10 protein-coding genes and 2 pseudogenes are annotated in these 16,779 nt (G+C 60.3%); 10 read left to right on the forward strand and 2 right to left on the reverse strand.

The window, feature by feature from the left end:
* Positions 1-74 precede the first annotated feature (74 nt).
* Together AC1DH9_RS07210 and AC1DH9_RS07215 are read left to right on the forward strand one after the other, a co-directional pair.
* A pseudogene (locus AC1DH9_RS07210) lies at positions 75-437 on the forward strand (NAD-binding protein); the annotation flags it as partial.
* A 79-nt stretch (positions 438-516) separates the two neighbouring features.
* On the forward strand, positions 517-1,620 hold the full coding sequence (locus tag AC1DH9_RS07215; protein WP_427539235.1) for a DNA alkylation repair protein: 1,104 nt from the start codon (positions 517-519) through the stop codon (positions 1,618-1,620).
* A gap of 432 nt (positions 1,621-2,052) precedes the next feature.
* Here AC1DH9_RS07215 and AC1DH9_RS07220 read toward each other — a convergent pair whose 3' ends face one another.
* Entirely contained in the window at positions 2,053-2,952 is a 900-nt protein-coding gene (locus tag AC1DH9_RS07220) for a LysR family transcriptional regulator (protein ID WP_427539232.1), read from the reverse strand.
* 134 nt (positions 2,953-3,086) lie between these two features.
* On the opposite strand from AC1DH9_RS07220, the gene AC1DH9_RS07225 reads away from it, so the two are divergent.
* Positions 3,087-4,748 carry a GMC family oxidoreductase gene (locus AC1DH9_RS07225; RefSeq protein WP_427539229.1) on the forward strand — a complete coding sequence of 554 codons (1,662 nt, stop codon included), beginning with the start codon at positions 3,087-3,089 and terminating at the stop codon, positions 4,746-4,748.
* 136 nt (positions 4,749-4,884) lie between these two features.
* Positions 4,885-6,507 carry an MFS transporter gene (locus AC1DH9_RS07230; RefSeq protein WP_427539226.1) on the forward strand — a complete coding sequence of 541 codons (1,623 nt, stop codon included), beginning with the start codon at positions 4,885-4,887 and terminating at the stop codon, positions 6,505-6,507.
* A gap of 87 nt (positions 6,508-6,594) precedes the next feature.
* Here AC1DH9_RS07230 and AC1DH9_RS07235 read toward each other — a convergent pair whose 3' ends face one another.
* On the reverse strand, positions 6,595-8,028 hold the full coding sequence (locus tag AC1DH9_RS07235; protein ID WP_427539223.1) for a serralysin family metalloprotease: 1,434 nt from the start codon (positions 8,026-8,028) through the stop codon (positions 6,595-6,597).
* A gap of 436 nt (positions 8,029-8,464) precedes the next feature.
* On the opposite strand from AC1DH9_RS07235, the gene AC1DH9_RS07240 reads away from it, so the two are divergent.
* From AC1DH9_RS07240 to AC1DH9_RS07265, 6 genes and pseudogenes are all read left to right on the forward strand, one after another.
* A complete protein-coding gene (locus AC1DH9_RS07240; RefSeq protein ID WP_427547111.1) occupies positions 8,465-8,818 on the forward strand; it encodes a hypothetical protein in 354 nt (117 codons plus the stop codon).
* A gap of 390 nt (positions 8,819-9,208) precedes the next feature.
* The gene (locus AC1DH9_RS07245; protein WP_427547091.1) at positions 9,209-9,499 is read left to right on the forward strand and encodes a hypothetical protein; all 291 of its coding nucleotides are present in this window, start codon (positions 9,209-9,211) and stop codon (positions 9,497-9,499) included.
* A 285-nt stretch (positions 9,500-9,784) separates the two neighbouring features.
* A complete protein-coding gene (gene mgtA / locus AC1DH9_RS07250; protein ID WP_477807981.1) occupies positions 9,785-12,499 on the forward strand; it encodes a magnesium-translocating P-type ATPase in 2,715 nt (904 codons plus the stop codon).
* Between the two features lie 195 nt (positions 12,500-12,694).
* Positions 12,695-14,322, forward strand: a pseudogene (locus tag AC1DH9_RS07255) (Na/Pi cotransporter family protein).
* Positions 14,310-14,663: a DUF2493 domain-containing protein gene (locus AC1DH9_RS07260; protein WP_427547099.1), complete on the forward strand. Its 354-nt coding sequence runs from the start codon at positions 14,310-14,312 to the stop codon at positions 14,661-14,663. Before AC1DH9_RS07255 ends, AC1DH9_RS07260 begins: the two are co-directional and overlap by 13 nt.
* A 96-nt stretch (positions 14,664-14,759) precedes the next feature.
* Positions 14,760-16,724 carry a DNA topoisomerase III gene (locus AC1DH9_RS07265; RefSeq protein ID WP_477806147.1) on the forward strand — a complete coding sequence of 655 codons (1,965 nt, stop codon included), beginning with the start codon at positions 14,760-14,762 and terminating at the stop codon, positions 16,722-16,724.
* Positions 16,725-16,779 lie beyond the last annotated feature (55 nt).

Consider the following 16,779-nt stretch of genomic DNA (forward strand, 5'->3'; position numbering starts at 1 on the left):
GACACCAACATCAAGACCGCCGAACTGGTGCGCAAGCTCTACCCGCACATGAAAATCATCGCCCGTGCGCGTAAGACACCAACATCAAGACCGCCGAACTGGTGCGCAAGCTCTACCCGCACATGAAAATCATCGCCCGTGCGCGTAACCGTCAGCACGTACACCGCCTGGTCGACCTCGGCGCCGAGGCGATCCGCGAAACCTATTATTCAAGCCTGGAAATGAGTCGCCGAACCCTGCTCGGCCTGGGCCTGAGCCAGACCCAGGCCGACGCCCGCATCGAGCGTTTCAAGCATCACGACGAACAAGTGCTCGAAGCCCAGCACGCGATCTACGACGATGCCGCGAAAGTCATGCAAAGTGCCCAGGAAGCCCGAGCCGAACTGGCGCGGTTGTTCGAGGCGGATCGGATTGAGGAAGAGACGGTCAAACCTTGAAGCCAAAAAAGATCGCGTTCCCCGTGGGAGTTGCCGCAGGCCGCGATCTTTTGCTCTGAAATGTTGAAAGGAATCCACGATGAGTAGCACCGAGCAATCCTCCCCCGCCCTGAAGGAAATCTTCAACGCCGAGCGCTTGCAACACATCGCCAGCGAAATGCACGCGGTGTACCCGGCGTTCAACGCCAGGGCGTTCCTGAAACTGGCCAATGAAGGTTTGGCCGAGTTGTCGGTGATGCAGCGTATGGCACGGGTCGGTGAATGCCTGCACGCGGTGTTGCCGCTGAGCTATGAGCAGACACTGGAAATCCTGCGCCCGCTCGCACCACGCTTGAACAGTGGCTTCGTCAGCATGTTCCTGCCCCACTACGTCGCCACTTATGGCGCTCACGCGTTCGAGTTGTCGATGGATGCGCTCAAGTACTTCACCGCGTTCGGATCTTCGGAGTTCGCGATCCGGCATTTTCTGCGCAGCGACTTCGAACGCTCACTGGCACTGATGCACGACTGGTCGCTGGACGACAACGAACACGTCCGCCGCCTGGCCAGCGAAGGCAGTCGCCCGCGCCTGCCGTGGTCGTTTCGCCTGGAACCGGTGCAAGCCGACCCGACGCTGGCAGCAGCAATCCTCGACAACCTCAAGGCCGACAGCAGCCTTTACGTGCGCAAGTCGGTGGCCAACCACCTCAACGACATCACCAAGGACCACCCCGAGTGGGTGCTGAGCCTGATCGAAGGCTGGTCGCTGGAAGACCCGCGCACCGCGTGGATCGCCAAACACGCGCTGCGCAGCCTGATCAAACAAGGCAACCAACGGGCACTGGCCATTATCGGCGCTGGCGGCAAACCCGAGGTCCAGATCCATAACCTCAAGGTTGAACCGGCGGTGATCAGTCTTGGCGAGACCATAAAGCTCTCGTTCGACCTTCATTCAACCGCCAGTGATAGCCAGCGACTGGTGGTCGATTACGCCATCGACTACGTCAAAGCCTCGGGTGCAACCTCGGCTAAAGTCTTCAAACTCAAGGGCCTCACCCTGCCCGCCCACGCCCGACAAGCCTTCAGCCGTACCCAGCAGATCCGAGAACTGACCACCCGCAAACATTACGCAGGCACGCATGCGGTACACATCATGATTAATGGTGAGCGACTGGGAAGCTCTGCGTTCGAAATTGCCCCGTAACCCCAGAGCACGCGCGCGCCTGGCCCTTGCCAGCGATGGCGTCGGTAAAATTGCTATCACCAGCAAGCCGCGTTTCCGCAGTATTGATTGGCGTACATCTGTGAGTGATTGGTTGACTGTCAGGTCGCCATCGCGAGCAGGCTCGCTCCCACAGTTTTGATTGGTGTGCATCTGCAAGAGATTGGGCGGCTGTCGGGGCGCCTTCGCAGGCAAGCCCGCTCCCACAGTTTTGATTGGTGTGCATCTGCAAGAGATTGGGCGGCTGTCAGGGCGCCTTCGCAGGCAAGCCCGCTCCCACAGGTTTGATTGGGGTACATCTGCGAGAGATTGGGCGGCTGTCAGGGCGTCTTCGCAGGCAAGCCAGCTCCCACAGTTTTGATTGGTGTACATCTGCGGGAGATGGGTCGGCTGTCAGGATCAAAAGATTGCAGCCTACGGTTGAGAGGTGGGACCAAGCAGCAGCGCCTGCTCGCGATCACACAACCCCACCACGTAATCCCACAACACCCGCAAGCGCACTGACTTGTGCAACTCACGACGAGTACTGATCCAATAACTGCGCTGAATACTTTCAGCCGGCAACAGCGGCACCAGCTCCGGATCGTGGCTGGCCATGTAACACGGCAACACCGCGATCCCCAACCCCGAGCGCGCCGCCTGCTGCTGGGCAATCACACTGGTGCTGTGAAACACCACCTGAGGGCTGCGGCAAAAACTGTTGAGAAACATCAACTCCTGACTGAACAACAAATCGTCGACATAACCGATCCAGGCATGCCGCGCCAGGTCCTCGCGGCTGCGCAACGGAGGCGAACGGTCGAGGTAAGCCTGGCTGGCGTAAAGCGCCAAACGGTAATCCGTGAGCTTGCGAGTGACCAGCATATCGGCGGCCGGGCGCTCCAGATGAATACTGATCTCSGCTTCGCGRTTGAGGATRCTGACGAARCGCGGCACCGCCACCAGYTCCACTTCCAGCCCCGGATAGCGATCAAACAAACCCTGCATGCGGCTGGCGAGGAACATGATCCCCAAGCCTTCGGTCACCCCGACCCGAATCTTGCCCAGCGGCGCACTGGACTGGGTGATCTCCTCCTGCGCCAGCAAGGCGACGTTCTCCATGGCTTCAGCATGTTTGAGCAGCGCTTCACCCGCCGGGGTCAGTTGGTAACCCTGGGCTTGCTGGACAAACAGCGCGGTGCCGAGGCTCGTTTCAATCGCCTCGATGTGCCGCGCCACCGTAGCGTGGGTGGTTTTCAAACGTCGGGCGGCGGTCAGCAAGCGGCCACTGCGTTGCAATTCGAGAAAAAAACGCAGGTCATTCCAGTCGAACATCAGCCTTCCTTGCATGCGTGGGAGTTGATCACTGTTTAAAAACGCACAGCAGCTGAGCAAAAACTAACATTCTTTTGCCGAAAACTAACAACTAGGATGGATCCCAATAAGAACAACATGCTGCGAGGTCATGGATGCAACCTGCCGTTGATGCATACGATTACATCGTGGTCGGCGCCGGACCGGCCGGCTGCCTGCTGGCCAACCGGCTCTCCGCCAACCCACAACACCGGGTGTTGCTGCTTGAAGCCGGTGGGCGCGATAACTACCCGTGGATTCACATTCCGGTCGGTTACCTGTTTTGCATCGGTAACCCGCGCACCGACTGGTGCTTCAAGACCGAAGCGCAAACCGGCCTGCAAGGCCGCAGCCTGAGCTACCCGCGCGGCAAGGTGCTGGGCGGCAGCTCATCGATCAACGGCATGATCTACATGCGCGGCCAGGCCGGCGATTACGACCGCTGGGCCGCCGAGGGCAACCCCGGCTGGAGCTGGAACGACGTGTTGCCGTTGTTCAAACAGAGTGAAAACCATTTTGCCGGTGACTCGGCCTTTCACGGCGCCGCCGGTGAATGGCGCGTCGAGCGCCAGCGGCTGTCGTGGCCGATTCTCGACGCCTTCCGCAGCGCCGCCGAACAAAGCGGCATCGCCAGCGTCGATGATTTCAACCAGGGCGACAACGAGGGTTGCGGTTACTTCCAGGTGAATCAGAAAGCCGGGGTACGCTGGAATGCTGCCAAGGCCTTTCTCAATCCGGTCCGCCATCGGCCTAACCTTACCGTCCTGACCGGTGTCGACGTCGACCGCGTGCTGCTGGAAAACGGCCGGGCATCCAAGATCAGCGCCCGCTGGCAAGGCCAGGTAAAAACCTTTGCGGCCCGTCGGGAGATCATCCTCAGCGCCGGTTCGGTCGGTTCGCCGAGCATCCTGCAACGTTCCGGCATCGGCCCGGGCGGCTTGCTCAAACGCCTGGGCATCGGCGTCGCCCACGAGCTCAATGGCGTGGGTGGCAACCTGCAGGATCACTTGCAACTACGGCTGATCTATAAACTGGAAAACGCCCGGACCCTGAACCAGATCGCCGGCAGCCTGTGGGGTAAAATCGGCATGGGCTTGCGCTATCTGTACGACCGCAGTGGCCCGCTGTCGATGGCCCCCAGTCAACTCGGCGCTTTCGCCCGCTCCGGACCGGAACAAACCTCGGCGAACCTCGAATACCACGTCCAGCCGCTTTCGCTTGAGCGCTTCGGCGAACCCTTGCATGCGTTCCCGGCGTTCACCGCGTCGGTCTGCGACCTGCGCCCRCAAAGCCGTGGCCGTGTCGAGATTCGTTCGGCCGACCCGCATCAGCCGCCGTTGATTCAGCCCAATTACCTGAGCCACCCCGAAGACCTGCGCGTTGCCGCCGATGCGATTCGCCTGACCCGGCGCATCGTTGCCGCACCGGCCTTGCAACCGTTCAACCCGGTCGAATACCTGCCGGGCGCGGCCTTGCAAAGCGAAGAACAACTGCACGAAGCCGCCGCGCGCATCGGCACAACGATTTTCCACCCGGTCGGTACCTGCCGCATGGGCAACGATGCCGATGCCGTGGTCGATGCCCAGCTGCGGGTTCACGGCATCCCCGGATTGCGTATCGCCGATGCGTCGATCATGCCGCACATCACCTCGGGCAATACCTGCTCACCGACACTGATGATCGCCGAGAAAGCGGCGCAACTGATTCTCAACCCCCCTATAAACACCCACCCTGTGGGAGCGAACCTGCTCGCGAAGAGGCCTGTCAGCCACCTCTGATGGTGACTGACACAACGCCTTCGCGAGCAGGCTCGCTCCCCCAAAGGCCACGCAATACCAGTAGGAGCGGCGCCAGCCCACACGGCCGGCGCTGACAGTGGAACAACAATAAATAAACACTGTGAGGGATACCGACATGTCAGAACAGGCTCAAGCCATCGCCGCAACGCTCAGCGCCGGCACCAGCAAGGAAACCCAGAAAGTCATCTTCGCCTCGTCCCTCGGGACGGTGTTCGAGTGGTATGACTTCTTCCTCTACGGCGCCCTCGCGGCGGTGATCAGCAAACAGTTCTTCGCCGGGGTGAATGACACCACCGCCTTCATCTTCGCACTGATGGCCTTTGCTGCCGGTTTCATCGTGCGGCCGTTTGGCGCTCTGGTGTTCGGTCGACTGGGGGACATGATCGGGCGCAAATACACCTTCCTCGCCACGATCATCCTGATGGGCCTGGCAACCTTCTCCGTTGGCCTGCTGCCGACCTACGCCAGCATCGGCATTGCCGCACCGATCATCCTGGTGGTGCTGCGCATGCTCCAGGGCCTGGCACTCGGTGGCGAGTACGGCGGTGCCGCGACCTATGTGGCAGAACACGCACCCGTCGGCAAACGCGGTTTCCACACCAGCTGGATTCAGTCCACCGCGACCCTCGGTTTGCTGCTCTCGCTGCTGGTGGTGCTCGGCTGCCGCTACTTCACCGGTGATCAGTTCGAAGTCTGGGGCTGGCGCATTCCGTTCCTGCTGTCGATCGTGCTGCTGGGCATTTCGACCTGGATTCGCCTGAGCCTGCACGAGTCGCCGGCCTTCTTGAAAATGAAAGAAGAAGGCAAGTCCTGCAAAGCACCGATCCGCGAATCCTTCGGTAACTGGGAAAACCTCAAAGTCGTGCTGATTGCGCTGTTCAGCATCAACGCCGGGCAAGCGGTGACCTTCTATGCGGCACAATTCTACGTGCTGTTCTTCCTCACCCAGTTCCTGAAAATGGACCCGGCCCTGGCCAACACCTTGCTGATTGTCAGCGTGGTGATCGGTGCACCGTTCTTCATTTTCTTCGGCTGGCTGTCGGATCGGGTCGGGCGCAAACCGATCCTGATGATCGGCCTGTTGCTGGCCACCGTGCTGTACTTCCCGATCTTCAAAACCCTGGCCCATTACGCCAACCCGGCCATCGACCGCGCCAGTCAACAAGCGCCAATCAGCGTGCTGGCCGACCCGGCCACCTGCACCTTCCAGTTCGACCCGGTCGGCAAGGCGCGTTTTGACAGCCCCTGCGACAAGGTCAAAACCTTCCTGGTCAAACAAGGCCTGCCTTACAGCAGCAAAGCCGCCCCTGCTGGCAGCACCGTGCAGGTCAGCGTTGGCGATGTAAAAATCGACGGTTACGACGAAGCCGCCCTGCGCGGTGCCGTGACCCTGGCCGGCTACCCGCAACAGGCGGACACCCAGCAGATCAACAAACCGATGATCGTCGTGCTGATCGTGGCGCTGATCATCATTTCGGCGATGTGCTACGGGCCGCTGGCGGCACTGATGGTCGAACTGTTCCCGACGCGCATCCGCTACACCTCGATGTCCCTGCCGTACCACATCGGCAACGGCTGGTTTGGTGGTTTCCTGCCGACCGTGTCGTTTGCGCTGGTGGTGTACACCGGGGATATTTTCTACGGGCTGTGGTACCCGATACTGATCACCGGGGTGAGCCTGGTGGTGGGTATGCTCTGCTTGCGCGAAACCAAGGACGTGGACCTGGAGAAAAACTGACGGCATAAAAAAGTCCGCCCATGTTGGCCCTGGGCGGACTTTCATTTCACTGCACAGAACCGCGTCGGCGGTTCCTGTCAGCAGAGTTTAGGCGACAATGTCCGTGGTTGCCGCCTGACCGACCGTTCCCACGGCAAAATCTACCGCACCGTGGCCGGTGAGATCGACATACAGACTGGTCTGATTAGTCTGTGCAAAGTACGTCAGGATCGCATCGCCGGCATGGCCGGTGAAGCCGCTGACGAAGTTCAGCGTGGCGGCGCCGGACGCGAACTGCGCGATGCCCGACAGGTCGATCTTGTCCTCACCGCTGGTGAAATCCATGATCCAGTCCGGCGCGGTCATGGTCGAATCGGATGCCGCACCGAACACGAAGGTGTCCGCCCCTGCCCCGCCCCACAAGCTATCGCCGCCTCCACCGCCGTAGAGGATGTCGTTGCCGGCACCGCCTTCGAGCAAGTTGGCCACCGCGTTGCCGATCAGCAGGTCATTGCCCGAACCACCGATAGCGTTTTCCAGGGTTACGCCGTGGGCGATGGACACGTTGCCGACCAGGCCGCCAACGTCAGAGAACGAGCCTTGGTTGAGGTTGATCTTCTGGTTCTGGCTGAAGCCCGAGAAGTCCAGGGTGTCGTTGCCGCCACCGTCCCAAACCGAGAACACCACTTTGGAATCAGCCGACATGGCGCTGTAGAAGTCGCGACCGGCGTTGGAGTTGAAGCCATAGACCGTATCATCGGCACGGGTCTCGAGGTTGGCACCGTAGAGTTTTTGCACCGCGACAATGTCATCCATCAGCGGTGCCGAGGCGTACGCACCGCTGCCATCCTTGCTGAAGTCCTGACCGGTGTTGCTCTCGCTCCAGTAGCTCATCAGGCTGTAGCCGCGCGTGTCCTGAGCGTAGGTCACGTCGTTATAGGTCGGGTTGCCGCTACCCGCGTTATAGACGCCCGGATGGGACAGGCCCAGGCTGTGACCGATTTCGTGGGTCAGGGTCTGACGCCCGTAGTTGTTGGTGCCCGGCGTCTCGTTGACCCGGTACTGATCGTTGATCAGGTACCAGGACTGACCGTCGTAGCTGCCGCCCGACGGCAAGTAGGCGAACGCCGCGCCACCGGTGCTGACATCGTAGTTACCGAAGCTCAGGTGCCCGTCACCGCCTGTTGCCCCTTCCTTGAAGGTGACATTGGCCACGTCCGACCACGATTGCAGAGAGAGTTTCGCCTGGGCTTTCTGCAGATCGCTGAACTCGCTGAAATTCCCCAGTTTGGTGTTGTAGTTAGCCGGTGCCGACGTCATGAAGCTGAAGCTCAGTTCGACTTTGCCATTACCGTCCGTGTCGTGCCAGGACAGGTTTTTACGCAGAATCTGATCAGCCGCCTGATCCGCGGTGAACGACGGTTTGCCGTTAATCAGCTCAGCGCCACCGCGATCATACAAATGGCTGAAGGCATCGACCTGACTGTAGGCCGAACTGACCTGCCCTGAAGAAATGAGCGCTTTTGCTTTGGCCTGTGACATCACTTACGTCCTTGTTTCAAATAGTCGGTTCCGATAGACCACGGCGACCCCTTCGCGAGATCGTCCTATCACTCGCCCTGTTGAAGGCGCAACGAAACTGACACAGTTTGAAGCGGCGGGGCTATTGAATTTTTAGATAGCGGCCGCTCAGGGACGAAGCGTCATGCCTGATGCCAGTCAGTTAAGCGCAATCCATGTGGGAGCGAGCCTGCTCGCGATAGCGGTGGGTCAGTCAACATTGATGTTGAATGTTATGCCGCCATCGCGAGCAGGCTCGCTCCCACAGGTTTGTGCCTTAACTGACTGGCATTAAGCGTCATGCGTCCTTTTTTTGACCGGACTGATGGTACGCCCCTTCATCGCCAGCTGATTGACGTCTGCCCCCTGCAAGCGCGAGATAACAGGTTCAGCAATGTTCGAACAAGGGGAGTTCAACATGGTCAATGTCACCGTTTTAGCAGGAGATTTTCAACAAGGCGATAGCGAGTACCGTGAAGGGGCGTTGCAGTTGAAAACCCTTTTCAACCCTAACCAGGAAATCAAAGTGCGGCCCTCGGCATTCAAAACCCTGGAAGTGGCAACCGAGAACAGCGTGACCAACAAGGATGCGATTGGCTACAGCATCGCCGGCGCCATGCTGCTCGGCCCCATCGGGGCAATCGCCGGCTACCTGATGGCGGGCAAGGAGACCGAGATTACGTTCATCGCTACGCTCAAGGATGGTCGCAAGCTGTTGGCGGCAACGGACAGCGATACTTACCGGGATATTTCCCGACACATGCATCATTAAGCGTTACAGCGTAATCCCTTGTGCTCATGACGACTGAATGTCATGAGCACTTCGCGCCTTAATATCGATCACAATCAACTGCACTTATTCTGACCGTCCCTTCTGCACTGTCCTTATCTGTCTGATTCCTTAACAACATGGATTTAAGGTTGACGTCAGCGGCCTGCCTGAGTACATTGYCCGGGCCGGTAACTCAGGCCTTTTTTCAACTCACAAAAGAATCCAATGGACACAGTATCTAGACGCTGTCTGGCTGATGCGTTTTCGCAGAGCTGGGCACTTAACCCAGAAAATGACGGGACTCGACTCCTCGGTCGGGTGAGCTGCGCTAGGGCTTGACGCTCCATCGTAACTTGCCTCTCCGGCGTCAGTCCGGTTGCGAGGCATGTTATGAACTTCAAATCTACTGTAATGCCAGGTGTACGCGCCTTCGCCTCGACGATGCGCGTAAAGCCTTGCCGTGAGCGCCCTGTGGCGGCTCATTCGCCGTTTTCCTCCCCTTCTTCGCGCACTCAGGCTCAGCTGCGTGCCACTTGGCGCGTCTGCCCGTCCACCGGCCAACTGCAGCAACGCTGGAGCCTCGACGAAAGCCAGGAACCACCGAGTTGGTGCTTCGCGCACCTCTTGCAGCAGGCCAGCCTGATGCTGGGCCTGTACTTCGGAGCGCGCACTTTCAGTTGATCTGAAAGTACACCAAGGCATTTAACTCTGCGTTTTCCTTAATAAGGAATTCGGCAACTTTCTGTTGCCTGTTTAAATACAAACTTATTGGAGTCCGTTATGGACGAGGCCAGTAGTAGGTTCGCTGCATACCGTCTGTTATTGGTCATGCAGCGAACGTTAAATCCTAAGAAACACCACTCTCTAAATCGATCGCTTACTTGCGACTCGACATACTTTCGCTCGCCTTTAATTAGCTGAGTTACCGGTGTGTCGTGCCGCAAGACTGCGGCAGGAGCACACACAATGACCACTGTAAAAAATCGAAAAACACCCGTTCAAAGCGCCACGAACGACGACACCAAGCTGTCGATGCGCGCCGCCCGTGAGGCGCAAAACGGCCTCGCGGTCACCCTCGCCAACGTCAAGACTTCCGCCGACGGCCTGACCGAGCTCGACGCCGAAGGCCGCCTGCAACGCGAAGGCTTCAACGAAGTGGCCCATGACAAGCCGCCGCACGCCATCGTCCAGTTCCTCCAGGCCCTCAACAATCCGTTCATCTATGTGCTGCTGGCGCTGGCCGGCATCAGCTTCGTGACCGATTACTGGCTGCCGCTCCAGGCAGGCGAAGAAGTCGACCTCACCAAAGTCATCATTATCATGACCATGGTGTCGCTCAGCAGCCTGCTGCGGTTCTGGCAGGAGCACCGCTCGGCTAAGTCGGCTGAAGCGCTCAAGGCCATGGTCCGCACCACCGCCACCGTGCTGCGTCGCGAACAAATGGGCATGCAACCGCATCTGCGCGAAGTGCCAATGCGTGAACTGGTGGCCGGCGACATCATTCAGCTGTCGGCCGGTGACATGATCCCGGCTGACATCCGCCTGATCGAATCCCGCGACCTGTTCATCAGCCAGGCAGTACTGACCGGCGAAGCCTTGCCGGTGGAGAAATACGACACCCTGGGCAACGTCGCACAGAAGTCCGCCTCCGCGACAGCCGCCGACCAGTCAAACCTGCTGGACCTGCCGAACATCTGCTTCATGGGCACCAACGTGGTCAGCGGCACCGCCCGAGCGGTGGTGGTCGCGACTGGTCCACGCACCTACTTTGGTTCGCTGGCCAAAGCCATCGTCGGCTCGCGGGTGCAAACCGCCTTCGACCGTGGGGTGAACAGTGTCAGCTGGCTGCTGATCCGCTTCATGCTGGTCATGGTGCCGATCGTGTTCCTGCTCAACGGTTTTTCCAAGGGCGATTGGGCTGACGCGCTGATGTTCGCCCTGGCAGTGGCGGTCGGCCTGACCCCGGAAATGTTGCCGATGATCGTCAGCGCCAACCTCGCCAAAGGCGCGATGGCGATGGCTAAACGCAAAGTCGTGGTCAAGCGCCTCAACGCCATCCAGAAYTTCGGCKCGATGGACGTGYTSTGCACCGACAAGACCGGCACSCTGACSCAGGACAAAATCATCCTCGAGCACCACGTCGACATCAATGGCCGGCGCGACGACTCGATCCTTGAACTGGCCTGGCTCAACAGCCATCACCAGAGCGGTCTGCGCAACCTGATGGACCAGGCGGTGGTGCAATTCGCCAGGCGCAACCCGACGTTCAAGATCCCGTTCGCCTACAGCAAGATCGATGAGCTGCCGTTCGACTTCATTCGTCGGCGCCTGTCGATCATCGTCAAGGACAGCCGCGACGATCATCTGCTGGTCTGCAAAGGCGCGGTCGAGGAAATGCTGAACATTTCCAGCCACATCCACGAGAACGGCGTGGTGGTTGCACTGGATGAGCAGCGTCGCAAAGCGCTGCTGGCGATGGCCAACGAGTACAACGAAGACGGTTTCCGGGTGCTGGTGGTGGCCACTCGCGAGATTCCGAAAGCCCAAAGCAAAAACCAGTACACAACCCGCGACGAACGCGAGCTGGTGATTCGCGGCTTCCTGACCTTCCTCGATCCGCCGAAGGAAACCGCTGGCCCGGCGATTGCCGCGCTGCGGGACATGGGCGTGACCGTCAAGGTGCTGACCGGCGACAACGCCGTGGTCACCAGCAAGATTTGCCGCGAAGTCGGTCTGGAACCCGGCACGCCGCTGCTCGGCCAAGACATCGAGAAGATGGACGAGTCGACCCTCAAACTGCGGGTTGAAGAACGCACGGTGTTTGCCAAGCTCACGCCACTGCAGAAATCCCGGGTACTGAAGGCGCTGCAGTCGAACGGTCACACCGTCGGCTTCCTCGGCGACGGCATCAACGACGCCCCTGCCCTGCGCGACGCCGACGTCGGTATTTCGGTCGACAGCGGCACCGACATTGCCAAGGAATCGGCCGATATCATCCTGCTGGAAAAGAGCCTGATGGTGCTCGAAGAAGGTGTGATCAAAGGTCGCGAGACCTTCGGCAACATCATGAAGTACCTGAACATGACCGCCAGTTCGAACTTCGGCAACGTCTTTTCGGTGCTGGTGGCCAGTGCCTTCATCCCATTCCTGCCGATGCTGGCGATCCATCTGCTGCTGCAAAACCTGATGTACGACATCTCCCAGCTGGCGCTGCCGTGGGACAAGATGGACAAGGAATACCTGCGCAAGCCACGCAAGTGGGACGCCAAGAACATCGGGCGCTTCATGCTGTGGATCGGGCCGACCTCGTCGATCTTCGACATCACCACCTTTGCCCTGATGTGGTACGTGTTCTCGGCCAACAGTGTGGAAATGCAGACCCTGTTCCAGTCCGGCTGGTTCATCGAAGGYTTGCTGTCGCAAACGTTGGTGGTGCACATGCTGCGGACCCAGAAGATCCCGTTCTTCCAGAGCACCGCGGCCTTGCCGGTGATCCTGATGACCGGGCTGGTGATGGTGCTGGGCATCTACATTCCGTTCTCGCCACTCGGCACCCTGGTCGGCCTGCAACCGCTGCCATGGCAGTACTTCCCATGGCTGGTGGGCACGCTGCTCAGCTACAGCGTGTTCGCCCAGCTGATGAAGACCTTCTACATCCGCCGCTTCAAGCAATGGTTCTGACCCACTGAACACACCGTAACCCCTGTGGGAGCGAGCCTGCTCGCGATAGCGGTTGCACATTCAACACTTGTGCTGCCTGTCAGTCCGCCATCGCGAGCAGGCTCGCTCCCACAGGTTTTTTGTGTTCGCAGCCTCTTCACGCCGCGATCCGGCTTTCGGGCCGTCAATAAATGAAATAGCAAAGGGAGAGTCCTCATGTCGGGAACTACTCTATTGATCAACCTCGCCGGCTCCATCGCACTGATGCTCTGGGGCACCCATATGATTTCTTCGGCGCTGTTGCGCGGCTTCGGCACGCCGCTGCGCCAATGGCTGGGAAAAAACCTCAACAACCGCTGGATGGCCTTGCTCTCGGGCGTCGGGATCACTGGCATTTTGCAAAGCAGCACCGCTGTCAGCCTGATGGCGACCTCCTTCACTGCCGCCGGAGCCCTGGGCCTTGCGCCAGCGTTGGCGGTGATGCTCGGGGCCAATATTGGCTCGACGCTGGTGGTGCAACTGCTCAGTTTCGATATTTCAATCGTCACCCCTATCGTCCTGCTGGCCGGGTTCATCGTCTTCCGCCTGCGTGATGACTCACGCTACGAGAGCGTCGGTTGCGCGCTGATTGGCCTGGGCTTGATGCTGCTGGCGCTGCGCACGCTCGGGTCGACGCTGGGAGAGGTCGAAGGCACGCCGATCTTCCATGCGCTCATGCACAGCCTCGATGGCGACATGATCATTGCCTTGCTGGTGGCGATGCTGCTGACCTGGATCTGCCATTCCAGCGTCGCCGTGGTGCTGCTGATCGCCTCGCTTGCCGGCACCGGTCTGCTCTCGCCGGTGACCAGCATGGCGCTGGTGCTCGGGGTGAATATCGGTGGCGCCCTGCCCTCGGTGCTCAACGCCAGTTCCGCCGTGGCCCGGCGCTTGCCGGTCGGCAACCTGCTGGTGCGGGTCATCGGGGCGCTGGTGTGCTTGCCGTTCGTGCCGATGCTGGCTCAAAGCAGCCCGATTGCAGAGCTGACACCCGCGCTACGAGTGGTTTGCCTGCACACCAGCTTCAACCTGGCGCTGGCACTGGTGTTCATCGGCCTGACAGAACCGCTGGCGAAACTGCTGACGCACCTGCTGCCGTCACCTGCGCGGGACGTCGATCCCGGCATGCCGCTCTATCTGGATGAAGCCGGCCTCACGGTGGCAAACATCGGCCTGTCCAACGCGGCGCGCGAAGCCTTGCGGCTGGCCGACATGCTCTCGGTCATGCTCAACCGCGTGCTGCAACTGTTCCAGACCTCGGACCAGCGCAATGCCGATGAAGTGCGGCAGATCGACCAGTCCCTGGATCTGCTGAGCGCAGCGATTCGTGCCTACCTGGCGGACATCGGCCAGGAAGGCATCAGTGACAGTGACGCCGATCGCTCGCAGGAAATCCTGATGTTCGTGATCAACCTGGAGCCTTTTCGGCCTTCGAACTGGGCACGCTCTATCCGCTGCACAACGAACTGCTGGAAAGCCTGAGCCTGGCGATTACCGTGTTTCTTCGCGAAGACCTTGCAACCGCCCACTATCTGGTCAACCGCAAAGAATCGGTCAGAAGGCTCGAAGCTGCGGCCAGCCGGGCGCACTTTCGTGCCCTGCGCGAAGACAAAAGTGCCTGGGCCGAGTCCGGCGATATTTTTCAACGGCTGCTGCGCGACTACCGACGCGTGCATCACCACATTGCGGCGCTGGCCTACCCGGTACTCGAACGCGCCGGGGAACGCGATATCGAGAGCAATGACCTGGCAGATAGTCATCCGCAACCGTCTGCCGACAAGGATCAACTGCCATGCGCGTCCTGATCTGTGCCGGGCGCTATTACGCTGACACCCGTACCTGCCTCCGGGTACTGGAAGCCTTCCAGTGCCTGCATGAAGTGCGCGTGCTGATCCACGGCGGCAATCAGTTTCTGGGCGGAGACATCGAAAACTGGGCCCGGGAACTGGGCGCGAACATCGTGCGCTACCCCGCCAACTGGCAACTGCACGGCAAGCTGGCGGAGCGCCTGCGCAACAGCTTCATGCTGCAAGACAGCCGACCCGACCTCGTCATTGCGCTACCCGGTGGGGAGGACACTGAAGAGCTGATCGCGCAAGCCAGGGCGGCCGGCATTCAAACGTTGCAGATGAATGAAGGGGTTTAACCTGCCTTAACTGTACATCCATACAGATAAAGGTTGATCCACGTCGCGGTACCCCGCATGCTGTGCACCTTCAAACCCTGATGACTGATGGTGGTTATGCAGCTGTTTCTCTGTGAAAAGCCTTCCCAGGCCAAAGACATTGCCGCCGTGCTCGGTGCCAGCCGGCGCGGCGACGGCTGCTGGCTGGGAACGGGCGTCACAGTGACCTGGTGCATCGGTCACCTGCTGGAAACCGCACCGCCGGATGCCTACGACGCCCGCTATAAACGCTGGGTCCTGGAAGACCTGCCGATCATTCCCGAGAAGTGGAAGATGCTGGTCAAACCCAAGACCGCCAGCCAGTTCAAAGCCGTCAAACGGCTACTCGGCGAAGCAGATGAACTGGTGATCGCCACCGACGCCGACCGTGAGGGCGAGATGATTGCCCGTGAGCTGGTGGAGCATTGCCGTTATCGCGGGCCGATCAAGCGCCTGTGGCTGTCGGCGCTGGACGATGCCTCGATTCGCAAGGCCCTGGCAGCACTCAAACCCGGCGCCGAAACCTTCAGCCTCTATCACTCGGCACTCGGGCGTTCGCGTGCCGACTGGCTGATCGGCATGAACATGAGCCGCCTGTTCACCCTGCTCGGGCGTCAGTCCGGCTATCAAGGCGTGCTGCCAGTGGGCCGGGTGCAAACCCCGACCTTGCGGCTGGTGGTCGATCGCGACCGCAGCATCGCCGACTTCGTGCCCGTGCCGTATTGGGCCATCGACGTACAACTGCTGCATGACAACATCCCGTTCACCGCCCAATGGCGCGCCACACCGGACGTCTGCGACGAGCACGATCGCTGCCTGAATCAGGCGCTGGCCCAGGAGGCGGCTACGGCCATGCGCAACGCCGTCAGTGCGCGGCTGGTCAAGCTGCGCACCGAGCGGGTCCGCGAAGCCGCCCCGCTGCCGTTCGACCTTGGCACACTGCAAGAAATCTGCTCGAAAAAACTTGGCCTCGGTGCCCAGGAAACCCTGGACGTGGCCCAGGCGTTGTACGAAACCCACAAGGTCATTACCTACCCGCGCAGTGACTGCGGCTACTTGCCGCTGAGTCAGCACAGCGAAGCACCGGGCATTCTCGCCGCCCTTGGGCGTGCCGACCCTGGCCTTGGCGAGCTGCTCAAACACCTTGAGCCACAACGCCGGTCGCGGGCCTGGAACGACGCCAAGGTCAGCGCCCACCACGGGATCATTCCCACGGCGGCGGCGAAAAACCTCGAACGCCTGACCGGCAAGCACCGCGCGGTCTACACCTTGATCCGGGCGCGGTATCTGGCGCAGTTCCTGCCCAATCACGAATATGACCGCACCCAGGCTGACTTCGACTGCGCCGGGCAAGCCTTGCGTGCGGTGGGCAAACTGATCGTCGAGCCAGGCTGGAAGCGCGCGCTGCCCGAAGCGTTGGCGCCGGCGAAAGGACGGGAAGCTCCGGCGCCGCAGACGCTGCCGGCACTGGCTGAAGGACGGGATTACGCCGTCGACAACGTGACGCTGAAGGACCTCTGGACCCAGCCACCCAAGCCATTTACCGAAGGCGACCTGATCAAGGCGATGAAGAACGTCGCCAAACTGGTGGAAGATCCGCTGCTCAAGCAAAAGCTCAAGGACACCACCGGCATCGGCACCGAGGCAACCCGCGCCGGGATCATTCAGGGGTTGCTGGATCGAGGCTATCTGATCAAGAACGGCAAGGCCCTGGCCGCTACACCGCCGGCCTTCAGCCTGATCGACGCCGTGCCCCGGGCCATCGCCGACCCCGGCACCACCGCGATCTGGGAACAGGCCCTGGACATGGTGCAAAGCAGCGAAATGAGCCTTGAGGAATTCGTCGCCAAACAAGCCGCCTGGATGAGCAAACAGGTCGGCCGCTGCACCGGCCTGCGCCTGACCATCAGCGGCCCGGCAAGCCCGGCCGGCAAAGGCGCGGCGCCCTGGAAGAACAAACGCAAGACCACCCAGCGTAAAACCGCACCTGCCACCAAACGTAAAGCAAAACGGCCCTGTAGGAGCACGGCGGGAGGTCGCTAACAGTTGCCCGCACACGTCTATTGAAAACGCAAAATTACAGAGTCGCGCCCGTAGC

The sequence above is a fragment of the Pseudomonas sp. 05T35 genome (assembly GCF_056396605.1).

What these genes read in the sequence shown, in the direction of transcription:
- AC1DH9_RS07215 (WP_427539235.1), top strand. Translation starts at nt 517, where the DNA reads ATGAGTAGCACCGAGCAATCCTCCCCCGCCCTGAAGGAAATCTTCAAC.
- AC1DH9_RS07230 (WP_427539226.1), top strand. Translation starts at nt 4,885, where the DNA reads ATGTCAGAACAGGCTCAAGCCATCGCCGCAACGCTCAGCGCCGGCACC.
- AC1DH9_RS07235 (WP_427539223.1), bottom strand. Translation starts at nt 8,028, where the DNA reads ATGTCACAGGCCAAAGCAAAAGCGCTCATTTCTTCAGGGCAGGTCAGT.
- AC1DH9_RS07240 (WP_427547111.1), top strand. Translation starts at nt 8,465, where the DNA reads ATGGTCAATGTCACCGTTTTAGCAGGAGATTTTCAACAAGGCGATAGC.
- AC1DH9_RS07245 (WP_427547091.1), top strand. Translation starts at nt 9,209, where the DNA reads ATGAACTTCAAATCTACTGTAATGCCAGGTGTACGCGCCTTCGCCTCG.
- AC1DH9_RS07260 (WP_427547099.1), top strand. Translation starts at nt 14,310, where the DNA reads ATGCGCGTCCTGATCTGTGCCGGGCGCTATTACGCTGACACCCGTACC.
- AC1DH9_RS07265 (WP_477806147.1), top strand. Translation starts at nt 14,760, where the DNA reads ATGCAGCTGTTTCTCTGTGAAAAGCCTTCCCAGGCCAAAGACATTGCC.